At 69.5% G+C, this 21,365-nt stretch carries 16 protein-coding genes; 7 read left to right on the top strand and 9 right to left on the bottom strand.

Features of this window, described 5'->3' with window-relative positions; all coding sequences use genetic code 11:
• The first annotated feature begins 1 nt into the window (after position 1).
• Positions 2-1,534, top strand: coding sequence for a metallophosphoesterase family protein (locus ABEA07_RS23020; protein ID WP_345540796.1), 1,533 nt, complete (start codon positions 2-4; stop codon positions 1,532-1,534).
• Positions 1,531-5,286 carry an alpha/beta fold hydrolase gene (locus ABEA07_RS23015; protein WP_345540795.1) on the top strand — a complete coding sequence of 1,252 codons (3,756 nt, stop codon included), beginning with the start codon at positions 1,531-1,533 and terminating at the stop codon, positions 5,284-5,286. Before ABEA07_RS23020 ends, ABEA07_RS23015 begins: the two co-directional genes overlap by 4 nt.
• Here ABEA07_RS23015 and ABEA07_RS23010 read toward each other — a convergent pair.
• The 3 genes from ABEA07_RS23010 to ABEA07_RS23000 all read right to left on the bottom strand — a co-directional run bounded on the left by ABEA07_RS23010 (position 5,264) and on the right by ABEA07_RS23000 (position 10,407).
• Complete coding sequence (locus ABEA07_RS23010; RefSeq protein WP_345540794.1) at positions 5,264-7,873, bottom strand: ATP-binding protein; 2,610 nt, start codon at positions 7,871-7,873, stop codon at positions 5,264-5,266. The genes ABEA07_RS23015 and ABEA07_RS23010 overlap by 23 nt on opposite strands.
• A 167-nt stretch (positions 7,874-8,040) precedes the next feature.
• Positions 8,041-10,224, bottom strand: a complete 2,184-nt coding sequence (gene katE / locus ABEA07_RS23005) for a catalase HPII (RefSeq protein ID WP_345540793.1) — start codon at positions 10,222-10,224, stop codon at positions 8,041-8,043.
• 36 nt (positions 10,225-10,260) lie between these two features.
• Positions 10,261-10,407, bottom strand: a complete 147-nt coding sequence (locus ABEA07_RS23000) for a hypothetical protein (protein WP_345540792.1) — start codon at positions 10,405-10,407, stop codon at positions 10,261-10,263.
• A gap of 351 nt (positions 10,408-10,758) precedes the next feature.
• Here ABEA07_RS23000 and ABEA07_RS22995 point away from each other — a divergent pair, with 351 nt between their 5' ends.
• Positions 10,759-11,595 carry a transglutaminase-like domain-containing protein gene (locus tag ABEA07_RS22995; protein ID WP_345540791.1) on the top strand — a complete coding sequence of 279 codons (837 nt, stop codon included), beginning with the start codon at positions 10,759-10,761 and terminating at the stop codon, positions 11,593-11,595.
• 348 nt (positions 11,596-11,943) lie between these two features.
• Here ABEA07_RS22995 and ABEA07_RS22990 read toward each other — a convergent pair whose 3' ends face one another.
• From ABEA07_RS22990 to rpe, 6 genes are all read right to left on the bottom strand, one after another.
• Positions 11,944-12,381, bottom strand: coding sequence for a hypothetical protein (locus ABEA07_RS22990; protein WP_345540790.1), 438 nt, complete (start codon positions 12,379-12,381; stop codon positions 11,944-11,946).
• Positions 12,382-12,384: 3 nt separating this feature from the next.
• Positions 12,385-13,743: an RHS repeat-associated core domain-containing protein gene (locus ABEA07_RS22985; RefSeq protein ID WP_345540789.1), complete on the bottom strand. Its 1,359-nt coding sequence runs from the start codon at positions 13,741-13,743 to the stop codon at positions 12,385-12,387.
• Positions 13,744-13,911: 168 nt separating this feature from the next.
• On the bottom strand, positions 13,912-14,799 hold the full coding sequence (ligD, locus tag ABEA07_RS22980; RefSeq protein ID WP_425584164.1) for a non-homologous end-joining DNA ligase: 888 nt from the start codon (positions 14,797-14,799) through the stop codon (positions 13,912-13,914).
• Positions 14,800-14,812: 13 nt separating this feature from the next.
• The gene (gene ku / locus ABEA07_RS22975) at positions 14,813-15,790 is read right to left on the bottom strand and encodes a non-homologous end joining protein Ku (protein WP_345540788.1); all 978 of its coding nucleotides are present in this window, start codon (positions 15,788-15,790) and stop codon (positions 14,813-14,815) included.
• A gap of 73 nt (positions 15,791-15,863) precedes the next feature.
• Positions 15,864-16,880: a M14 family metallopeptidase gene (locus ABEA07_RS22970; protein WP_345540787.1), complete on the bottom strand. Its 1,017-nt coding sequence runs from the start codon at positions 16,878-16,880 to the stop codon at positions 15,864-15,866.
• An 87-nt stretch (positions 16,881-16,967) separates the two neighbouring features.
• Positions 16,968-17,657, bottom strand: coding sequence for a ribulose-phosphate 3-epimerase (rpe, locus tag ABEA07_RS22965; RefSeq protein WP_345540786.1), 690 nt, complete (start codon positions 17,655-17,657; stop codon positions 16,968-16,970).
• Positions 17,658-17,695: 38 nt separating this feature from the next.
• Between rpe and apaG the strand changes: the two genes are divergently transcribed.
• The 4 genes from apaG to thiL form a co-directional block, all read left to right on the top strand.
• On the top strand, positions 17,696-18,091 hold the full coding sequence (gene apaG, locus ABEA07_RS22960; protein ID WP_345540785.1) for a Co2+/Mg2+ efflux protein ApaG: 396 nt from the start codon (positions 17,696-17,698) through the stop codon (positions 18,089-18,091).
• A gap of 93 nt (positions 18,092-18,184) precedes the next feature.
• Complete coding sequence (locus tag ABEA07_RS22955) at positions 18,185-19,453, top strand: cation:proton antiporter (protein WP_345540784.1); 1,269 nt, start codon at positions 18,185-18,187, stop codon at positions 19,451-19,453.
• A gap of 68 nt (positions 19,454-19,521) precedes the next feature.
• Positions 19,522-20,640: a YbdK family carboxylate-amine ligase gene (locus tag ABEA07_RS22950; protein WP_345541394.1), complete on the top strand. Its 1,119-nt coding sequence runs from the start codon at positions 19,522-19,524 to the stop codon at positions 20,638-20,640.
• Between the two features lie 14 nt (positions 20,641-20,654).
• On the top strand, positions 20,655-21,365 hold a 711-nt coding region (gene thiL, locus ABEA07_RS22945; RefSeq protein ID WP_345540783.1), incomplete at its 3' end, for a thiamine-phosphate kinase.

The raw sequence follows: 21,365 nt of genomic DNA, 5'->3' as shown, positions 1-21,365 counted from the left end.
CATGAACGCACCCCGCTACGTCTGCCTCTCCGACCTCCACCTGGGGGCGGCCTACAGCACCCTGACCTACGCCGACGGCCAGGGCCGCCCCGACCCCGGCCGCCCCAGCCCGACACAGGTCGCCTTCGGCAGCGCCTTGCGCGAGCTGCTGTCCGCCATGGACGGCCCGCCGCCGACCTTGATCCTGCTGGGCGACGTGCTCGACATGGGCCTGTCGCCGATGGGAAACGTGGCGGCCGCCTTTCGCAGCTTCGTCCAGACCGTGATGCAGGACGGCGGCCGGCCGGTGTTCGCCCCGCGTGTGCTGTACGTGCCGGGCAACCACGACCACCACCTCTGGCGCATCGCGCAGGACCAGCACTACCAGGACGCCCTGGACCACGGCCTCATCGGCGAGGACCTGCTCCAGCACACCGCGCTGTTCGAGCCCGCGCTGGAGGAGGAGGGCGCCTCCCGGATCGCCTCGTCCATGCTCACCCGCCTGATGGCCGGCGTGCCGGGACTGTCGGGCGCGCGGGTGGAGATCGCCTACCCCAACCTCGGCCTGCTCGACGCGGCACGGCAGCGCTGCGTGGTCCTGCACCACGGCCACTACATCGACCCGATCTACCGGGTGATGACCATGCTGAACGCGCAGGCGCCCGGCCGCAACGCGGGGCGCAACCCGCCCCACGTGACGGTCTCCGACCTGGAAAGCCAGAACGGCGCCTGGGTCGATTTCATGTGGTCCGACCTGGGCAGCTCCGGCATGACCGGGGCCGGCGCCAACAAGCTGTACGAGGTGATGCGCGACGCCGCCGCCTCGCACGACTTCGCCGAACGCCTGGCCACCCAGCTGGTGAACCAGCTGGACCAGAACTTCGGCATGAGCGGCAGCATGGAGGTGTTCCACGGCGTCACCGTGCGCCAGCTCGTGCGGGGCGTGGTCGACGCCACGTTGGGCCAGGGCGCGGAGTCGCAGCGCGACAGCTACGCCGAGGTGCTGAGCAGCGAGGACGTGGCGGACCTGCGCTGGTATCTCTCGGGACCGGTGCGGCACGAGCTGGCGCAGGCCGGGCTCGACCCGTCCGCACTGGACCTGCGCTTCATCTTCGGCCACAGCCACAAGCCCTTCGAGGACGAACTGCCGGTGGCCGGCTTCGACCGCCCGGTGGGTGTTTTCAACACGGGCGGCTGGGTGATGGACCAGCCCACCATGACGAGCACGCAGGGCGCCTCGGCGATGTTCATCGACGACGCGCTGAACGTCGCCTCGCTGCGCCTGTTCAACGACCCGGTGAACGGGCGCGTGCCGCCGGTGCATGCGCGCGGGATGGGAGGCTTTCGCGACCGCGACAACCCGATGCTGGCCGCGCTGGCCGACGCCGTCGAGCGCACCCGGCCCGCCTGGGACGCGTTCTCGCAGCGCGCGCAGCAGGCCACGGAAAGCCGCGCCGCGCTGCTGCTGGACGAGTTCTTCACCGCCTCGGTGGAGGTGGTGGCGAACGCACGGGTGGCCATGGCCGTCATGCCGGCCGTCAGGGAGCAGGCATGACGATGCAACCCATCGCCCGTCCCGCCGGCGAGATCGCCGCGCACTACACGGTGGTCGTGGTGGGCTCCGGCTACGGCGCCGGGGTGGCGGCCTCGCGCCTGGCGCGCGCCGGCCAGTCGGTCTGCGTGCTGGAGCGCGGCCGCGAGATCCTGCCCGGCGCGTTTCCGAACGACATGGCCACGGCCCGGGCCGACATGCAGATCGACGGCGCGCGCGGCAGGCTCGGCCCGGCCGACGGCCTCTACAACCTGCACCTGAACGACGACATGCTGGCGATGGTGGGCTGCGGCCTGGGCGGCACCTCGCTGATCAACGCCAACGTCGCGCTGGAAATCGACCCCCGCCTGTTCGAAGCCACGCCCTGGCCGGCCGAATTCCGCCGCGACCCGGCGCTGCTCGACCCCTACGTGGCACGGGCGCGGCAGATGCTCGACCCCTCACCCTATCCCGAGGACTCGCCGGACTTCCCGCCGCTGAACAAGCTGATGGCGCTGCAGAAGTCCGCCGCGACGATGAAAAAGCCCTTCAAGCGCCCGCCGATCGCGGTGAACTTCGCCGACCAGGTGAACCCCTTCGGCGTGGCGCAGCCGCGCTGCAACCTCTGCGGCGACTGCACCAGCGGCTGCAACGTGGGCGCGAAGAACACCACGCGCATGAACTACCTGCCCGACGCCCACAACCACGGCGCGCAGATCTTCACCGGGGCACGGGTCAGCCACGTGGCGCGCGAGGGCACGCGCTGGCGCGTGTTCTTCGACGAAGTCGCCCTGCGTGGCGACGACGCAGCGGCCCCGCAAGCCGGCACCGGCGGCCGCCGCAGCGTCACCGCCGAGCTGGTGATGCTCGGCGCCGGCGCCCTCGGCTCGACCGAGATCCTGCTGCGCTCCAAGGCGCAGGGCCTGCCGCTGTCGGACCGGCTGGGCCAGCGCTTCTCCGGCAACGGCGACGTGCTTGCGCTGGGCTACAACAGCTACTGGCAGTCCGGCACCGACGCAGAGGGGCAACCGGTCCAGCGCCCGATCAACGGCGTCGGCGCGGGCCGCAACGACGTCGCCCCCGCCGACCGGCCTGGCCCCTGCATCACCGGCCTGATCGACATGCGCGACACGCCCGCCGTGGGCGAAGGCCTGGTCATCGAGGAAGGCGTGATCCCCGGCGCCCTGGCCCCGCTGCTGCCGCCGGCGCTGTTTTTCGCCGACGCCCTGCGGGGCGGCGAGTTCGCCTACGGCGCCGTCCAGGCCAAGTCGCGCCTGCTCGATGCCCAGGCGCTGGGCGAGGCCGTGCAGAGCGACCCGGGCAGCCTGACCGCGCTCGCCTACACCGGCGCGGTGGCCCGCACGCAGACCTACCTGGTCATGAGCGTGGACGAGTCGGCCGGCCGCCTGCACCTGCAGGACGACCGGCTGCGCATCGACTGGCCCCAGGCCGGCGACAGCCCCACCATCGCCCGCGACGAGGCCTGGCTGCGGGCCGCCAACGACGCGATCCAGGGCCAGTTCGTCCCGAACCCGCTGTCGGCCGATTCGCTCGGCCGCAAGCTGATCACCGTGCACCCGCTGGGCGGCTGCGGCATGGGCGACAGCGCCCGCGACGGCGTGATCAACCACCAGGGCCAGGTGTTCGCGGGGCCGGAGGGCGACGCGGTGCACGAGGGCCTGTACGTCTGCGATGGCGCGGCGCTGCCGGGCGCGGCGGGCGTGAACCCGCTGCTCACCATCAGCGCGCTGGCCGAGCGTGCCTGCCAGAACCTCTGCGACGCGCGCGGCTGGACGATCGACTTCGGCATGCAGCCGCGCCGGCCCCTGCCGGCCGAGGGCGAGCCGGCGCCCCCGCGCGTCCCGGCCCGGGGCCTGCTGGAGCGGCTGGAGCGCGAGATCGCGGAGATCGCCCACGACGCCGAGGCGCTGCTGCACAGCGCCACCGGCCACCTCGAAGCGGGCGCCATCGAACTGGCCAGGCACGCGATCAGGAAGCTGATCGAGAACGACCCGGCGCTGCTCAGCCCGAGCTTCCAGTTCACCGAGACCATGCAGGGCTGGATCAGCACCGAGGCGGTGGTCCCCCGCACGGCCGCGGCGCAACGCATCGCCGACGACTACGAGGTGGCGGCCGCCTGGGGCCGCGTGCGTGGCCAGTCGATGCGCTTCGAGCTGACCATCCACACGCCCGACCTCTACCAGATGATCTCGGACCCGACCCATGCCGCCTCCATCGCCGGCAGCGTGAGCTGCCCGGCGCTGTGGCCGGAGCCGATGCCGGTGGTGAGCGGCGTGTTCCACCTGCTGCCGCCCGATGCGCAGCAGGTCGAGACCTGGACGATGACCTACGAGATGATGCTGCAGCGCGGCAGCGGCCGGCTGCGCTTCAAGGGCCACAAGGTGCTGCGCCAGCGCGCCGGCTCCTCGCCCTGGACCGACACCACCACCCTCTTCGTGCGGGTGCACGACGTGGACGGCGCCGCGCGCCCGGTGGTCGCGCAGGGCATCCTGACGCTGGACCTGGAGGACCTGATGTGGCAGGCCTCCTCCCTCCGGCTGGAGCCGCCCGCCAGCCTGCCGGGCGCGGTCGAGGCGCAGGTGCCGGCCGCGCGCGACGCCATCAACGCCGTTTACCTCGCGAAATTCGCCGGTTTCTTTGCCACCACCTTGTTCCGGGCCTATGGCGGCCTGCTGTCGAACCTGAACAACTTTCCCGCGCTCGACCTGCCGCATCTGCAGCGGCGCGCCCTCCGCGCGCCGGCGCCGGTGGTGCACCGCGTGGACGTGGGCGAGGGCTTCTGCATCAAGCTCACCCGCTATGCCGGCGGCGCGCGCGGGCCGGTGGTGCTGGCGCCGGGCTTCTCGGTGCGGGCCTCCTCCTTCGCCACTGACACGGTGGATCAGAACCTGGTGGAGGCGCTGTGCGCGCGCGGCTGGGACGTGTGGCTGTTCGACTATCGGGCCAGCCCCGATTCGGGCAGCCCGATCGCGCCCTTCACCATCGACGACATCGCCCGCGTCGACTGGCCGGCCGCGGTGCAATTCATCCTGCAGGCCACCGGCGCGCGGGACCTGCAGGCGATCGCGCACTGCGTCGGCTCCATGAGCCTGCTGATGGCCCTGCTCGAGGGCATGACCGGGGTGCGCTCCATCATCGCCTCGCAACTGACGCTGCATCCGGTGACCAACTGGCTCAACCAGGCCAAGGCCGACCTGGGCCTGGCCGGCCTGCTGGAGGGCTACGCGCCGCTGAACGAGCGCTTCGACAGCGTGCCCGGCACCACCGACCTGGACCGCGCGATCGACACCCTGGCCTGGAAGGTGCCCATTCCCGCCGGCGAGGAGTGCAAGAACCCGCTGTGCCGCCGCGTGTTCTCGATCTTCGGGCCCTCGTACACGCATTCGCAGCTCAACCATGCCACGCACACGGCCCTGTCGGAGATGTTCGGCTGCGTGTCGCTGCGACCCTTCGAGCAGCTGAGCCTGATGATGCAGCAGGCCAGGGCGGTGGACCGCGAGGGCCGCGACGTCTACATGACGCCGGACAAGGCGAAGCGGCTGGCGCTGCCGATCAGCTTCGTGGCCGGCGCGAACAACGCGCTCTTCTTCCCGGAGACCTGCATCCGCACCCAGCGCTGGCTGTCGGCCTTCAACGACCCGGCGCTCTACACGCGCCAGGTCTTCGACGGCTACGCCCACATGGACCTGTTCATCGGCCGCGATGCGGCGCGCGACGTGTTCCCTTACCTGATCAGCCAGCTGGAGAGGGGTTGAGCGGCCCGGACACCAGCGCCGCGGTGGCGTCCTCGTCGAGCTCGCTGCCTTCGAGGCGCCACGCCTCGACGAGGACGGCCGGGTGCGCGGCCGTGACGAGCGCCAGCGCGGCGTCCATGGTGCGCTGGTCGCTGGGCGTGCGATGCTCGCCGCGCCGCCGGCGCGCGGCATCGTCGCAGCCGATCAGCAGCGCGGCCTCGCGCAGCCGGCCCTGGCGCGCGGCCAGCAGGGCCAGCATGCCGGCGAAGTGGCGCAGCCCCACCGAGCGGCGGCAGTACGGCAGGCTTCGCAGCACCTGGGCCTGGGCCTCCTCGAGCGCACCCTGGCCGGTGAGCGCGTGCGCATACCAGTTCAGCGCGAAGGCCATCATCTGCGCATCGGCCAGCGGCGATCGCTGCAGGTGGTCGATCACGCCGCGGAACTGGGCCACCGCCTCGTCGACGTGCCCCAGCTCGTGATGGATGGCGGCCAGGTTGTTGAGCACGTGGAACAGCGTGCGTGCGTTGCCCTCCGTGCGTACGAGCGGCAAGGCCTGGGAATAGGCCATCAGCGCCTGCACCGGCTGGTCCTGGTAGCGCCGCACCATGCCCGTGCAGTACAGCCAGGTGCCCTTGAAGGCGCGCAGCGCGGGCTGTTCGACCAGCTTGCGGCATTGCGCCAGCCGCCGGTCGGCGCTCTCGAATTCGCCGCGCACCGCGGCCACGTAGGCATACGAGCACAGCGAAAGGCACAGCAGCCCGTCGGGCCGCTCGCGCTCGAAGATCTCGCAGGCCCGCTCGAGCAGCTCCATCCGCCGCTGCGCACCGAGGCCGCCGTGCAGCCCGACCAGCGCCATGCCCAGGCAGAACTCCGCCACCACCAGGGGCGGCGTGGCCTCGTCGATCAGGGGCTCGGCCATCTGCATCCAGCGCAGGCCTTCGGGGTAGCGGCCGGCCTGGTACATCAGGATGGAGGCGGTGCTCACCAGGCCCAGTGCCAGCGCGGCATCGCCGCCGGGCCCGCAGGCCCACTCGATGGCGCTGCGCAGGTTGTCGATTTCGGGGCTGCAGGCCAGCACCCACTGGTCCACCGTCTCGGGCCCCAGCCGGCCCGCGCGGGTGCGGCGGTCCAGCGCCGAATGCATGCAGCGTGCATGCCATTGCCGCAGCGTCTCCCATTCGGAACTCGCCTCCAGCTGCTCGCGCGCGTAGGCGCGGGCGGTCTCCAGCAGGCGGTAGCGCGGCACCGGGCCGGCATCGACCACGACGATCGACTTGTCGACCAGGTCGCCCAGGTGGTCCAGCACCGCCCAGACATCGATCTCCGGGTCGGAAGCGACCTGCTGCGCCAGCTCGAGGCCGAAACCGCCGACGAACACGCCGAGCCGGCGGAACACCTTCTGCTCGTCGGGGCTCAGCAGTGCATGGCTCCAGTCGAGCGTGGTGCGCAGGGTGCGGTGGCGCGTGGGCGCGTCCCGCACGCCGTTCTTCAGCACGTGCAGGCGCTGCGCCAGGTGCTGCCGAACGCCCTGCACGCCCAGCAGCGGCACGCGCGCGGCAGCCAGCTCCAGCGCCAGCGGCAGGCCGTCGAGCTCGCGGCAGATGTCCACCACCGCCTCCAGGTTGCCATCTTCGAGCCGGAAGCCGGGCTGCATGGCGCCGACACGGGCCACGAACAGGGCGACGGCGCCGTGCGCCGCGGCGTCGGCCAGCACGGCATGGTCCGGCACCGCCAGCGCGCCGAGCCGGACCACCCGCTCGGCGGCCAGCTTCAGGGGCTCCTGGCTGGTTGCCAGGATGTGCAGGCGCGGCACGGCCTCGAGCAGCGAACCCACCAGCGCGGCCACGGGCTCGACCAGGTGTTCGCAGTTGTCCAGCACCAGCAGTTCGCGCCCGCGCAGCCGCTCGGCCAGCTCGGCGCCGGCATCGGCCCGGCCCGGCAGGTGGATGCCCAGGGCGAGCGCCACCGCGCCGGGCAGCGCGGCCGGGTCGGAGATGGTGGCCAGCTCCACCATCCAGGCGCCGTCACGGAAGTCGTGCGCCAGCTGGCGGGCGACGGTGCGGGCGAGGCTGGTCTTGCCGATGCCGCCCGGCCCCAGCAGGCTGAGCAACCGGTGCTGCGGCACCAGGTCACGCAGCATGGCCTGCTCGGCATCCCGGCCCAGCAGGGGCGGTAGCAGCGCGGGCAGATTGCCGGCATCCGAAGGGCGGGGGGCGGAGGCCGCCGGGGCGCCGCGTGGCAATTGCGGGGCCGAAACGAAAGGCGCGGCGGGGGCCGGTGCCGCGGCGCTCGCGACTGGCAGCGTGGCCAGCTCGGCGGCGAAGCGATAGCCCCGGCCGGGGATGGTGACGATGGCCTTGGCGCCCAGCAGCTTGCGCAGCGCGCTCACGTGCACCTGGAGGTTGTTCTCCTCCACCACGAGGTTCGGCCACACCATCTCGAGCAGCTCGTTCTTGGTCAGCAGCCGGTCGCGGTGGGCGATCAGCGCCGACAGCACGTCGAAGGCACGGGCGCCCAGATTGGCGGACTGGCCCTTCACCAGCAGTTGACGGGTGGACGGCCGCAATTCGACGTCGTCGAATCGGTAGATCGAGTCATTCGGAAGCACGAGCAGCGACCTCGGGTCGAGTGAAGGAACGCAGACAAAGGCAGGGTTGTAACCGCGTCGGCTGAAAGTAACAACCGAGCTAACAATTTTGACTGACTTTGCGTGCGCCACTCACCAGGCGCTGCCTGCCCCGCGGCGGGGCATCTTCAACCGATTCCGAGGTCTGGCTAGGCCGGCACGCGCTCGGTGTGGGCCCGGTCCCAATGCCGGTGCTTGGCGATGGCGGCGATGAAATCGTTCGCGATCTTGAGCGCAGCCGTGTTGTCCCCCAGATTCGTGGTCGGCGTGTCGGCGACGACCACGCCGGCCGCCTCGACGCCGGCCTCGCCGCCCATGCCCAGGCTGGACAGCAATTGCACGCCTTCGCCGATGGTGCAGATGGCCTTGCAGTGCTTGTAGGCCTCCAGCACGAAATGCACCGCATCGCCGTTGCCTGCCAGCGCCTCGGCGCCTTGGGCGCCGGCCGGCACCAGCACCGCGTCGAACATCACCGAGGGCATATTGGCGAAGGTGGCGTCCACCTCCAGCTGCCGGCGCGAGGCGCTGGTCACCGTGCCGAGCCTGGCCGCCACCACCTTGCACCGGGCCCCGGCCTGCTCGATGGCCTCCCGGATGGGCTTGAGCGAGGCCGAATCGATGCCGTCCGCCGCGATGATCGCGACCTTGCGGGTCTTGATGGAGCCGTCGCCCGAGTCGACCATGCGCAGCGCGGGCGACTCCTCGATCGGCAGCTTCATCCGGTGCTCGCGGAAGCCCGCCCGCCCGGCCGCCGCCCGCGCGTCCGGCGGGTTGATGCCCAGCGGCTCGGCCACGCGGCGCGCCAGCTTCTCGTCCACGTGGGCGAGGTTGTCCACCATGCGCTGGCGGATGGCCGGCTGCTCGACCTTCGACAGCTCGAAGCGGAAGGCCGCGACGATGTGTTCCTTCTCGGGCACGCTCTGGCTGTTGAAGAACAGCCTGGCCTGCGTGAAGTGGTCGTCGAAGCTGGGGCTGCGGCGCCGCACCTTGGGCGACTCCAGTTCCTCGGGATAGGTCTGGAAGCCGCTGCTGCCGCCATCGATGCGGAACTCCTTGCCGTCGTTCAGCGAATGCGGCTCGTAGGCCACCTGGCCCCGCGCGATGGTCTGGCGGTGCATGCCGTCGCGCTGGAAGTTGTGGAAGGGGCACACGCCGCGGTTGATCGGCAGCTCGTGGAAGTTGGGCCCGCCCAGGCGCGAGAGCTGGGTGTCGGTGTACGAGAACAGCCGGCCTTGCAGCAGCGGATCGTTGGTGAAATCGATCCCGGGCACCACGTGACCGGGGTGGAAGGCCACCTGCTCGGTCTCCGCGAAGAAGTTGTCCGGGTTGCGGTTGAGCACCAGCCGGCCGATGCGCTGCACCGGCACCATCTCCTCGGGGATCAGCTTGGTCGGGTCCAGCAGGTCGAAGGGCAGCGAATGCTCCTTGTCCTGCGGGATCATCTGCACGCCCAGCTCCCACTCGGGGAAGTCGCCGCGATCGATCGCTTCCCACAGGTCGCGGCGGTGAAAGTCCGGGTCCTTGCCGGCGATCTTCTGCGCCTCGTCCCAGGCCAGGCCGTGGATGCCGAGCTTGGGCTTCCAGTGGAACTTGACGAAGTGGCTCTCGCCGCGCGCGTTGACGAAGCGGAAGGTGTGGACGCCGAAGCCTTCCATCATGCGCAGGCTGCGCGGAATGGCGCGGTCGCTCATGGCCCACATCAGCATGTGGGTGGTCTCGGGCATGAGCGAGGCGAAGTCCCAGAAGGTGTCGTGCGCGCTCGCGGCCTGCGGCATCTCGTGGTGCGGCTCGGGTTTGACGGCGTGGATCAGGTCCGGGAACTTCATCGCGTCCTGGATGAAGAAGACCGGCATGTTGTTGCCCACCAGGTCGTAGTTGCCCTCGCGCGTGTAGAACTTGACGGCGAAGCCGCGTACGTCGCGCACCGTGTCGGCGGAGCCGCGCGAGCCGGCCACAGTGGAGAAGCGCACGAACACCGGCGTCTTGACCGAAGGGTCCTGCAGGAAGTCGGCCGAGGTGAACTGCGACATCGAGCGGTAGACCTCGAAATAGCCGTGCGCCGCCTCGCCGCGCGCATGCACCACGCGCTCGGGAATGCGCTCGTGGTCGAAGTGGGTGATCTTCTCGCGCAGGATGAAGTCTTCCAGCAGCGAGGGCCCGCGCACGCCGGCACGCAGCGAGTTGTGGTTGTCGGGGATCTGCACGCCCTGGTTCGTGGTGATCCGGGGCGTGTTGTCGGCGGTGGAGGCGGCGAGTTGCTCCTGCTTGCCTTCGCTGCCGTTGCCCGGCTTGGGCCGGCGGCCGCCGGAGCTCTTGTTGTTGCGCGTCGTCATCGGGGATTCCTTTGCGGGGCCCCGGAGGCGCGGGCGTCAGCCGGTCTCGGCATCGAAGAAGGCATCCAGGGCGTTGACCACGACCGCCAGGCCGAGCACGCCGGCCACGGTGACGATGGTCCACAGGAGGACGTCGTCGAGCCAGGAGGCATTGGAGATGCCGAGCAGGGTGGAGAACTCCATGGTTCGCTCCGTGTCATGAGGTGGTCGGGGGTCTTTGTTGGCGGTTCGGAGTGGCGATGGCAACCGGCCTTTTCGAGCATGACCGGGTGCTGGACTGAGCTTAGGCGACCCCATCGCCGAACCCCGTAGTGGCCGCGCACCGGGATTTGTGGGAGGGGCGAGCAGCTCGTGGTAGGACCGCACTGACGGATTCGCTTCGGCGGCCTACGCGCTTTCCCGCGCCGGCCCACGCCGCTTCGCGGCGTTCCGCACGCGCCGCCCCCTCGGCGCTTTCATAGGATCATCGGACCGTGGCGTTGCAGGCCTCGGCGCCCGCGCCCCTCCATTCATCACCTCACACCACGCACCGCCATGCTCATCCGCATCGGGTTCGACATCGAACTGACCCTGAACCCACCGACGGCCATGATCTACATGCTGCAGGTCCATCCTTCGCGGGCCGGCGACGTGCAGGGCAGCGAGCACATCACCATCAGCCCGCCGCTCGTGACCGACCACTATCTCGATGCCTTCGACAACCACTGCGCCCGGGTGCGCGTGCCGGAGGGCGTGACGCAGGTGCGGCTGCGCAACGAAGCGCAGGTCTTCGACACGGGCTGGCCCGACCCCGTCGAGCCCGGTGCGGAGGCGCACCCGCCGGATCGCTTGCCGGTGGAAACGCTGCGCTTCCTGTTGCCCAGCCGCTATTGCGAGGTCGACGGCGAGCTGCTCGCCTTCGCCTGGCAGACCTTCGGCCAGACACCGCGAGGCTGGCCCCTGGTGCAGGCCATCTGCGACTACGTCCACGGGCACATCCGGTTCGACTACCAGCAGGCGCGCGCCACCCGCACCGCCCTGGAAGGCTGGCGCGAGCGCACCGGGGTGTGCCGCGACTTCACGCACCTGGCGATCACGCTGTGCCGCTGCATGAACGTGCCGGCACGCTACGTCACCGGCTACCTGGGCGACATCGGCGTGCCGCCGGTGCCCTATCCGATGGACTTCAGCGCCTGGTTCGAGGTCTACCTTGGCGACCGCTGGTGGGCCTTCGATGCACGGCACAATCGCCCGCGCATCGGCCGCATCGCGATCGCGCGCGGGCGCGATGCGGCGGATGTGCCGATCACCATGGTGTTCGGGGAGCACAGCCTGGTGCGATTCGAGGTGGTGACGGAGGAGGTGACGGGTATGGTGGCGGCAGGCACGTAGTGTTCAGGCCGAAGCCACTCAAGATCGTGAACGCCGTTCGATCCGGGTCGCGGTGCCTTCCTCTCCTTTTTCACGGGCAGCTTCTGCCGCGATAGCCCCCATCCCGGCCCGATCTGCACCGCTCGCCATCCCTAGTCCACTGAAACACTGAAATCGACTGGTGCAGTCCACCCGATACGGGCGCGCTGCGGCGTTGCAAATGCTCGCGATACCGACCGGTATCGCTGCGCTTTGCGCCTTGCATCGCATCCCGTCTCGGGCGGCCCTCACCATTCATTTCAATGTTTCAGTGGACTAGCGCAGCGACTTCGTTGTCACCCCTTCGCGAAAAGCACTCAGCCCCGCCTTCTACCTTCTAAAGAGCCACACTTTGCCGTAGTGAGTGATTGACACGATCCAAGCCGCTGAATCATCGAAAACGTCCAAGTCATCGGTACCGGGATACCAGATATCGGACAAGTGCCGATCAAGGTCTGCAAGCCCGATCTGATCAATGTCATCGAATCGGTACCAGTTGAGGTACACCTTTTCCGGACGCTTGAGGCCCCGCTCACTGAGTAGCCTCCCAATTGAGAAAGCCGGCGCGTCCCCCTGAAGGCTGGCCACTTCGGTGGCAGCGGCCCGCAGTCTCTTGACGAGGGCGAGTCCCTTCAACTCGGGCGAATCGATGGATTTCGCAATGGCATCCCGGATTGCACTCGCATGGCTATGGTCAACATGCAGGTATGTCGGGAAGGCCACGCCTGGGTGGGCCTTCGCAAAGTTTTCGATCTTGTGTTGATCCACGATTCAGTCTCGGATTGGAATCGCCCCACTACGACCGCCCTGGCCGCGCTTACCAGCAGAATAGTCCCACCAATTCAAGTGGTAGCCCGCTTCAGCGTCGCCTTCGGCGACCCCGTCATGTGGCGGATCGAGCCTGTAGCCTTTTTTGGACGTCCCAGCCTGAGGAGAACCAAACTTTCCCGACACGCCCTTCGATAGCTTTCCAACTTCCTGGTGGACAGCACGCAACGCTTCCTTGTGGGCCGAAAGAGAGGGCTTTGCAATCTCCGTTGCCGCGTCCAATCCGTCCGGCGGACAAAACGGTCCAACGACACCTCGTCCCGCTCCTGCCGAGCCCTCTCCGTCGATGCGCGCGCGGCCCGGCACGCCGAGTTGCAAAGGCTGCCATCCCGGCACCGGTGAAGGCTTGATCGTGCCCCCCGTTAGCGGCGAGTACGGGGCAGGCGCAGCGCCGTCGGGCTTCTTCGGCGCCAGCCCGTCGTCATCGAACACGCTCAGCGGATCGTCCAATGCGTAGACGAAGCGATTCGTGCCGGCGCTCAACCCAAAGGCATCGCCTTGCGTGTAGCGGCCCAACGACGGGTTGTAGAAGCGGTCCCGGTTCTCGAAGAGGCCCGACTCTTCATCCGCGTAGTGATTCGGGTAGCGGACGTTGTAGGTGATGTCCGGAAAGCTCGTCGTGCCTGGATTCGGGTTGACCTCCAGGTTCGCGAACCTGTTCTTTGCGATGGTGGGCTTCTCGTCCCCGAAGGCCGAGTAGGCCCATTGCCAGACGGTCTGGCCCTGGCTGTCGCTGAGTCTTCTCGGCGTGTTCAGGTGATCGCTGTGAACGGCGTACATCTGTCCGTTGATGACCGCTGCGATCGGCATCGGCCCGTTCGCCGTCGGCAGGTAGATGTACTCGGTGCTCCCGGTGCTGTTGGCGCCGCCGGTGCCTGTCTCCGAGAGAAGGCTTCCCTCCTCGTCGTACAGATAGGCTGTGCCTTGCTGTTCGGCACCGCTGGTGGCGGGGCTCCAGAGCCGCGTGAAGAAGCTCTTGAGGCTGTCGGTCAAGCCGGCCGTGGTGATGCCGATCTGTGTCGTCGTCGACGATGGCCCGGCCTGGAGTGCACCAGCGACCGCGAAGGCGGCCAGGACGATCGTGACGAGGCGCCAGAGGTGCCAGGCTGGGATGGGCGGCGCAGATGGTGCGGCGGCCTCCCGGTGGCGTGCGGCGGAGCCTCGCGCAGGCTTGGGCGCCCGGACGCGACGATGACGGGTTGAGACTGGGGCGGGACGGTTCGAGCGAGCGCTCAATCCGATCAAAGACGAGACACGGGCGATCAACGCCCGCAGCGGCGCGCGCCGCGATGGACTTTTCATGTGTGACAGCTTTCCGGGAGCGCCTGATTGTTGTGTTGAAGCCCCCCACCAGGCAGTGTGCAGGGGGCGGCGCGACTATACGGTCACGCGGCCAACGCCGCAAGAATGACTCTACCGGCGCGCAAGACCTGATCGCCGGGCGACTTTCGATCGAAGAATTTCTGAACGTTATTCGCCGGACGCAAAACCCAGCGTCTTCATCGCCGCCGACAGCCCCGCGCGGCTTTTCTCCATCGCGGCCCAGGGCGCATTGCCCACTCCCAGGCGATCGCCGATGCTGCGCACCGTCCAATGCGCGGCGCTCTCGATGTCGGGCAGTTCGTCCCACTCGACCGGCACCGACACGCCCAGCCCCGGCCGCGCGCGCACCGACCAGGCACACACCGTGGTCGCGCCGAAGCCGTTGCGCAGGTAGTCGACGAAGATGCGGCCGACCCGGTTGCGCGGCCCGCTCTTGGCGACGAAGCGCTCGGGGACGGTGCGGGCCAGGTGCTGGACGATGGCCTGGGCGAAGTCCTTGACATCGTCCCAGCCGAAGTGCCGCCGGATCGGCACCAGCACGTGCATGCCCTTGCCGCCGCTGGTCTTGAGGAAGGCCGGCAGGCCCAGCTCGTCGAGCAGCACCTTCACCAGCATCGTGGCCTCCTGCATCTGCGCCCAGTCCACGCCCTCGCCCGGATCGAGGTCGAGGGTGAAGCGGTCGGGCCGGTCGATGGCGTCGGAGGTGGCGTTCCAGGTGTGCAGCTCCATCACGTTCATCTGCGCGGCCGAGAGCAGTCCGTCGGCGCTGTCGATCTGCAGCAGCGGCTCGTGCCCGGGATCGAGCGCCGGGTCCAGCAGCTTCACACCCGGCATCTCGTTCTGGTTCGCATGCTTCTGGAAGAACATCTCGCCGCCCACGCCCTCCGGTGCGCGCACCAGCGACACGGGCCGGCCGCGCAGGTGCGGCAGCATGAGCGCGGACACCCCGTCGTAGTAGGCGGCGAGTTCGCCCTTGGTGACGCCGCTCTTCTCGTCGATGACGCGGTCGGCGTGGGTGATGCGCAGGATGGTCATGCGCGCGCGGCACTCAGGCGGCCTTGCGCCGGGATGTCTTGCGCGCGGCGGGGCGCTTGCGTGGCGCGTGCCCGGCCGCTGTCTTGCGCGATGCGCCCTTCTTCTTCGAGGGCGGGGTCTCGTCTTCTTCAGCCTTCTCTGCAGCCTTGCCTGCAGCCGCCCGGCCCCCCTTGCGCAGGCTGCGCTGCAACAGTTCGGTCAGGTCGACGATCTTGGCCGACGAACGGCCGGTGGCTTCTTCCACCGGCTCCTGCTTGGTCACGGACTCGGTCTCGCCTGCTTCCACCTTCTTGTCGACCAGGTGCAGGATCTCGTCCTTGAAGGAATCCTGGAATGCGTCGGCATTCCACGCCGAGCTCATGTCCTCGACGAGCTCGCGCGCCATCTTCAGTTCCTTCTCGGTCAGCCCCGCCTTCTTCGCATCCTCCGCGGGCAGGGGCAGGTCCTTCCAGGGCCGGATGTCCGCGCCCCAGCGCAGCAGGTTGAGCACCAGGCCCGGCCCGACCGGGATCAGCGCCGCCAGGTGCTGCCTGGTCTGGATCACCACGCGCGCGACGCCGATCCGGCCGGTGCGCTGCAGCGTCTCGCGCAGCAGCGCGTAGACCTTGCCGCCGCGGTTGATCGGTGCCACGTAGTAGGGCCGCTCCAGGTAGACGAAGGGGATGCTGTCCGCCGGCACGAAGGTCTGGATCTCGACGGTCTGGGTGGTGCGCGGGTAGGCCTGCGCGATCTCCTCGTCGCTGAGCACCACGTACTGCCCGTCCTCGTACTCGATGCCCTTGACGATCTGCTCGCGCGCGATGTCCTTGCCGGTCTTCTTGTTGATGCGCTTGTAGCCCACCGGGTCCATGGTGCGCTTGTCCAGCCAGTCGAAGTCGATGCCGTGGTCCACCGTGGCCGCATAGAGGGCGACGGGAATGTGGACCAGGCCGAAGCTGATGGCGCCCTTCCACAGGACGCGCGGCGCGGGGGCTTTCTTGGATGCGGGCATGACGGGGTTCTCCAGTGGATCACGCTAAGCGACCGCCGCCTGAAGGACTGTAGGAAGGCGGCGGCGCCCCGCGTCAGGGCCGGCCGGAGGCCGCGGGCTGCCGCAGGTCGCGCTCGCTCTCGACCGCGAAGTAGAACCACTCGGTCCCGGGCAGAGCGGCCGAGTTCGGGAAGACGATGAAGCCGTCGCGCTCGGCCGCCAGCACGCGGCCACCGGCGCGCACGCCGATGGGCTCGCCGCGCGCCACCCGGTCGAAGGTGGCCCATTCGCGCACGAAGCGGTCGTCCTCGCTGTCGCGGTCGGTCACGCTGACCAAGCGCAGCAGCGTGGGGGCCGGCGGGGGCGCGGCCTGCGGATCGGCGCCGATCATGCCCAACAGGCGCAGTGCGGCATGGATGGCGCGGTGCGCGACCTCCGGCGCGGCCGGGTCCTGGTGCTGGCCGCATTCCAGGGTGACGCCGTAGCCGCCGCGGCTGCGCATGTATTCGTTCGTGCCCTTGCCGAAGGCGATCGCGCTGTCGTCGGCCGGCTTGCCGCCGGCGCGCTGGGCCAGGCCGGCCGCGTAGATGTCGAGCCAGCCTTCCACCACCCGCGGCGTGCCCAGGTGCAGGGCGAGCTGGCCTTCCTCGTAGGCGCGGGAAAAGGGCTCCAGCGTGCCGCTGTTGTCGCGCGGGCCGATCATGGCGAAGGCCTCGCCGGCGCTCTGGAAGGAATGCAGGTCCAGCAGCACGTCGTGCGCATCGAGCAGCGGGCACAGCAAGTCGGTGATGCGCGATTCGTAGTCCGCCGGCTGCTCGCCGGCGCGTGTGGGCTGGAACAGCCGGTTGAGGTTGCGCTCGCCTTCGCGCCGCATCAGGCGCCGCGCCAGTGGATTGGCCACCGGCACCATGGTGAGCCGGCCGCGCAGCAAGGTGAGCGCCCCGCTGTCGAGCTCGGCCAGCGTGCGCGCGATGCCTTCGGTGCCGCAGGTCTCGTCGCCGTGCACGCCGCCCAGCACGATCAGCTTCGGCCCCGGCTCGAGGGCGGCGAAGCCGTGCACGCGCAGGACGTCGGAGATCGGGGCGGGGGGGCGCTGCTGCTGCTCGGTCATCGCGCTGCCGATCCTACAGGGCGGCCCGGGCCGGTTCTACCGGGCTTTCCGCGATGGCACGCCGCAACGGCGCGGCCTTCCCGGGATTCAGAGGCTGCCGAGCTGCCCACGCATCTGTTCGATCACGGCGCCGTAGTCCTTGGCGTTGAAGATCGCGCTGCCGGCCACGAAGGTGTCGGCACCGGCACTCGCCACGCGCGCGATGTTGTCGGCCTTGATGCCGCCGTCCACCTCCAGGCGGATGTCGCGCCCGCTGGCCTCGATGCGCTTCCTGGCCTGCTCGATCTTGCGCAGCGCGGAGTCGATGAAGCTCTGGCCGCCGAAGCCGGGGTTGACGCTCATGATGAGGATGAGGTCGATGTCGTCGATGGCCCAGTCCAGCGGCTCCAGCCCGGCGCCCGGATTGAACACCAGCCCGGGCTTGCAGCCGGCCGCGCGGATGGCCTGGATGCTGCGGTGCGAGTGAGGCGAGGCGTCCGGGTGAAAGCTGATGTAGTCGGCACCGGCCTCGGCGAAGGCGGCAGCCAGGGCGTCGACCGGCTGGATCATCAGGTGCACGTCGATCGGCACCGGCGTTGCGTCGGCCTTCTTCGCATGCGGCTTGAGCGCCTGGCACACCATCGGGCCGAAGGTGAGGTTCGGCACGTAGTGGTTGTCCATGACGTCGAAGTGGATCCAGTCGGCGCCGGCGGCGATCACGTCGCTCACTTCGGCGCCCAGGCGGGCGAAGTCGGCCGAAAGGACGGAAGGGGCGATCCGGAAGGTGCGGCTGGTCATGGGCCGGAATTGTCGCAGGGGTTGTTAACATCCGGCGGATGTCCAGCCATCCGATCCGCATCCAGGTCGAGCCGCGCTACCTGCCGGACCAGTCCTCCCCAGAGGACCGGGTCTACACCTTCGCTTACACGATCACCATGACCAACGAAGGCACCGCGGCAGCGCAACTGATCTCGCGCCACTGGCTGATCAACGATTCGGCCGGACACACGCAGGAGGTCAAGGGCCTCGGCGTCATCGGACAGCAGCCGCTGCTCGCACCGGGACAATCCTTCCGCTACACCAGCGGCTGCCGGCTGCAGGCCCCCAGCGGGACCATGCATGGGAGCTACTTCTTCGTGACCGAAGGCGGCGACCGCTTCGACGTCGCGATCCCCATGTTCGTGCTGGAAGCCGACACGGGCGCAGCGCCCGTCTCGCGCGTGCTGCACTGAACGCACTCCACCTTTTTCGAGCGATGAACGCCTCGCGCGCTCTGCTCGACTCGCGGCGCCCCACCGGCCGCGCGACTTTTGATTGATTGGCCGATGAGCTCCTTCATTACCAACGACCTGCTGGGCTTCTGGTCCGAGTGGGTGCGGCCCTCGGCGGGGCTGCCCATCGTGCTGTGGTCGCTGCTGCTGGCCGCGGCCGCGGCGGCCGGCCACCTGGTGCAGCGCTATGCGGGCATGCCCAAGGTCGTGGGCTACTCGATGATCGGCACCCTGACCGGCCTGGCCGGCTTCGAGGGCGCGATCTGGCCGCTGCAGGGCACCAGCCTCTTCCTGCTTGAACTTGGCGTGGCCATCGTGCTCTTCGAGGCGGGCGGACGCCTGCCGCTGCGCTGGTTCCGCCACAACCCGATGGTGCTGGTGCAAAGCCTGCTGGAGGCCACCCTCACCTACTTCGGCGTGTTCTGGGTGCTGCACTGGATGGACGTGCCCGACCCCGTGGCCAACCCCATCGCCCTGATGGCCATCGTGGCCTCGCCGGCGGTGCTGATGCGCGTGGTCATCGACACCCGTGGCTCCGGCCCGGTGACCGAGCGCGCCATGACTCTGGCCACGCTCAACACCTTCTACGCCCTGGCATTGGGCTACGCGCAGGCCGGGCTGATCGAGCATGCGCCGCTCGGGCTGTTCCAGAAGCTCTACCCGGTGGCGGTGGTCCTGGGCATGTCCTTCGTGGTGGGCGCGCTGATGTCGCTGTCGCTGCGCTCGGCGCTGCGCATCATGAGCCCCGCCAGCGAGAACACCTCCATCCTGCTGCTGGCCATCATCGCGGCCGGCGCCGCGATCGCCGCGCACTTCGGCGGCTCGGCGCCGCTGGCGGCGTTGATCGGCGGCATCCTGCTCAAGGCGCTGCATCCCAAGCCCTGGGTCTGGCCCCGCCAGCTGGGCACGGCGGCCTCGCTGCTGACCATGCTGATGTTCGTGCTGGTGTCGGTGGTGGCCGCGCAGGCCGACTGGAGCCTGCCGATCGCCAGCGTCGTGCTGGCGGTGATCGCCGTGCGGTCGGTGGCCAAGATCGCCGGCGTGGCGATCGCCAACCCGGGCACCGGCGCAAGCTGGCGCCAGGCGCTGTGGGTGGGCTGCGCGATGGCGCCGCTGTCCTCCATCGCGCTGCTCATCACCTCGGGCTTCGTCACCGCCTCGCCGCTCCTGGGCGCGATGATCACGCAGATCGCGCTGCCCGCCATCCTGCTGATGGAGATCCTGGGTGCGGTGCTCGCCACCGTGGCCATCCACGGCGCAGGCGAGAGCTCCAGACCCTGGGCACCCGAGGCCTTCAGCATCACGGAGGACACGCAACGATGAGCCTGCCGGACACCGCCCCCCGTGCCGGCGCAACGCCACCGGCGCCCAACTCCCCCGCCGGCCGTTCCGTGCCGCTGGAGCCCTTCAACAAGTCGGTCGCGCTGTCGCTCGGCGTCGAGCTGGAGCTGCAGCTCGTCAACACCCACGACTACGACCTCGCACCCTACGCCGAGGACATGCTGCGCCTCATGGCCCAGACCCCGCTGCCCGGCAGCGTGGTGCCGGAGATGACCTCGAGCATGATCGAGATCTCCACCGACATCTGCCATTCCGCCAAGGACGTGGTGGCGCAGCTCACGCCGATCCGCGACGCGCTGGTGAAGAACGCCGACAAGCTCAACATCGCCGTGGTGGGCGGCGGCACGCATGCCTTCCAGCAGTGGCACGAGCGGCGCATCTACGACAAGCCGCGCTTTCGCGAGCTGTCCGAGCTGTATGGCTACCTGTCGAAGCAGTTCACCATCTTCGGCCAGCACGTGCACATCGGCTGCCCCGACGCGGACGGGGCGTTGCTCATGCTGCACCGCATGTCGCGCTACATCCCGCACTTCATCGCGCTGTCGGCCTCCTCGCCCTTCGTGCAGGGGCAGGACACACAGTTCGACTCGGCGCGGCTGAACTCGGTGTTCGCCTTTCCGCTGGCCGGGCGGGCGCCCTTCACGCTGTCGTGGAAGGAGTTCGGCAACTACTTCGAGCGCATGACCCGCACCGGCGTCGTGCGCAGCATGAAGGACTTCTACTGGGACATCCGGCCCAAGCCCGAGTTCGGCACCATCGAGATCCGTGTCTTCGACACGCCGCTGACGGTGGAGCGCGCGGCGGCGCTGGCCGGCTACGTGCAATCGCTGGCGGCCTGGTTCCTGCAGGAGCAGCCCTTCACGCCCTGCGAGGACGACTACCTGGTCTACACCTACAACCGCTTCCAGGCCTGCCGCTTCGGTCTGGACGCGGTGTACGTCGACCCGGCGAGCGGCGAGCACATGCCGCTGCGCGACCACATCCTGATGACCATGACACAGCTCGAATGGCACAGCGAAGCCCTCGACGCCACGCAGGCGCTGGCCCTGCTGCGCACCAGCGTGGAGGCCAACCGCAACGACGCGCGCTGGCTGCGCGAGCGGCAGGCCAGGGAACGCCTGCTGGCGGAGGTGGTGCGGCAATCGGCCCTGCGTTTCCGCAAGGGATGAAGGAGCGCCGCGACATGGGTGAATTCGACCTCATCGCGCGCTACTTCAAGCGCCCAGCGCGCCGCTCGCCACTGGGCGTGGGCGACGACTGCGCCCTGCTCGCGCCGGGCCCCGGCATGCAGCTCGCGGTGTCCACCGACATGCTGGTGGAAGGCCGGCACTTCCTCTCCACGGTGGACCCGGCCCACTTGGGCCACAAGGCCCTGGCGGTCAACCTGAGCGACCTGGCGGCCTGCGGCGCGTCACCGCTGGCCTTCACCCTGGCGCTTTCGCTGCCGGCGGCGGACGAGGCCTGGCTGGAAGGCTTCGCACACGGCCTGTTCGCCCTGGCCGACGCGCATGGCTGCGAGCTGGTCGGCGGCGACACCACGCGCGGGCCGCTCAACATCTGCATCACGGTCTTCGGCGAGGTGCCGGCCGGCGCAGCGCTGCTGCGGTCCGGCGCGCAGCCGGGCGACGACCTGTGGGCCAGCGGCACGCTGGGCGATGCGCGGCTTGCGCTGGAGGTGTTCCGCGGCACGCTCGACTTGCCCGCCGCCGACTTCGCGAAGGCACGCCGGCGCATGGAGCGGCCCGAGCCGCGCGTCGCGCTCGGCCAGGCGCTGCGCGGCATTGCGACCGCGGCGATCGACCTGAGCGACGGCCTGGTGGGCGACCTGGGGCACATCCTCGAGGCCAGCGGCGTGGGCGCCACGGTGGACGCGGACGCCGCCTGCGCCCTGATC

Source organism: Variovorax defluvii (genome assembly GCF_039541515.1).
GTDB classification, from domain to species: Bacteria; Pseudomonadota; Gammaproteobacteria; order Burkholderiales; family Burkholderiaceae_C; genus Variovorax; species Variovorax defluvii.
Note: the sequence above shows the minus strand (reverse complement) of the source record. Positions and strands in the feature narration are given on the sequence as shown.

What these genes read in the sequence shown, in the direction of transcription:
- ABEA07_RS23015 (WP_345540795.1), top strand. Translation starts at nt 1,531, where the DNA reads ATGACGATGCAACCCATCGCCCGTCCCGCCGGCGAGATCGCCGCGCAC.
- ABEA07_RS23020 (WP_345540796.1), top strand. Translation starts at nt 2, where the DNA reads ATGAACGCACCCCGCTACGTCTGCCTCTCCGACCTCCACCTGGGGGCG.
- ABEA07_RS22955 (WP_345540784.1), top strand. Translation starts at nt 18,185, where the DNA reads ATGAGCTCCTTCATTACCAACGACCTGCTGGGCTTCTGGTCCGAGTGG.
- rpe (WP_345540786.1), bottom strand. Translation starts at nt 17,657, where the DNA reads ATGACCAGCCGCACCTTCCGGATCGCCCCTTCCGTCCTTTCGGCCGAC.
- ligD (WP_425584164.1), bottom strand. Translation starts at nt 14,799, where the DNA reads ATGACCATCCTGCGCATCACCCACGCCGACCGCGTCATCGACGAGAAG.
- ku (WP_345540788.1), bottom strand. Translation starts at nt 15,790, where the DNA reads ATGCCCGCATCCAAGAAAGCCCCCGCGCCGCGCGTCCTGTGGAAGGGC.
- ABEA07_RS22995 (WP_345540791.1), top strand. Translation starts at nt 10,759, where the DNA reads ATGCTCATCCGCATCGGGTTCGACATCGAACTGACCCTGAACCCACCG.
- ABEA07_RS22970 (WP_345540787.1), bottom strand. Translation starts at nt 16,880, where the DNA reads ATGACCGAGCAGCAGCAGCGCCCCCCCGCCCCGATCTCCGACGTCCTG.
- ABEA07_RS23000 (WP_345540792.1), bottom strand. Translation starts at nt 10,407, where the DNA reads ATGGAGTTCTCCACCCTGCTCGGCATCTCCAATGCCTCCTGGCTCGAC.
- apaG (WP_345540785.1), top strand. Translation starts at nt 17,696, where the DNA reads ATGTCCAGCCATCCGATCCGCATCCAGGTCGAGCCGCGCTACCTGCCG.
- katE (WP_345540793.1), bottom strand. Translation starts at nt 10,224, where the DNA reads ATGACGACGCGCAACAACAAGAGCTCCGGCGGCCGCCGGCCCAAGCCG.
- ABEA07_RS22985 (WP_345540789.1), bottom strand. Translation starts at nt 13,743, where the DNA reads ATGAAAAGTCCATCGCGGCGCGCGCCGCTGCGGGCGTTGATCGCCCGT.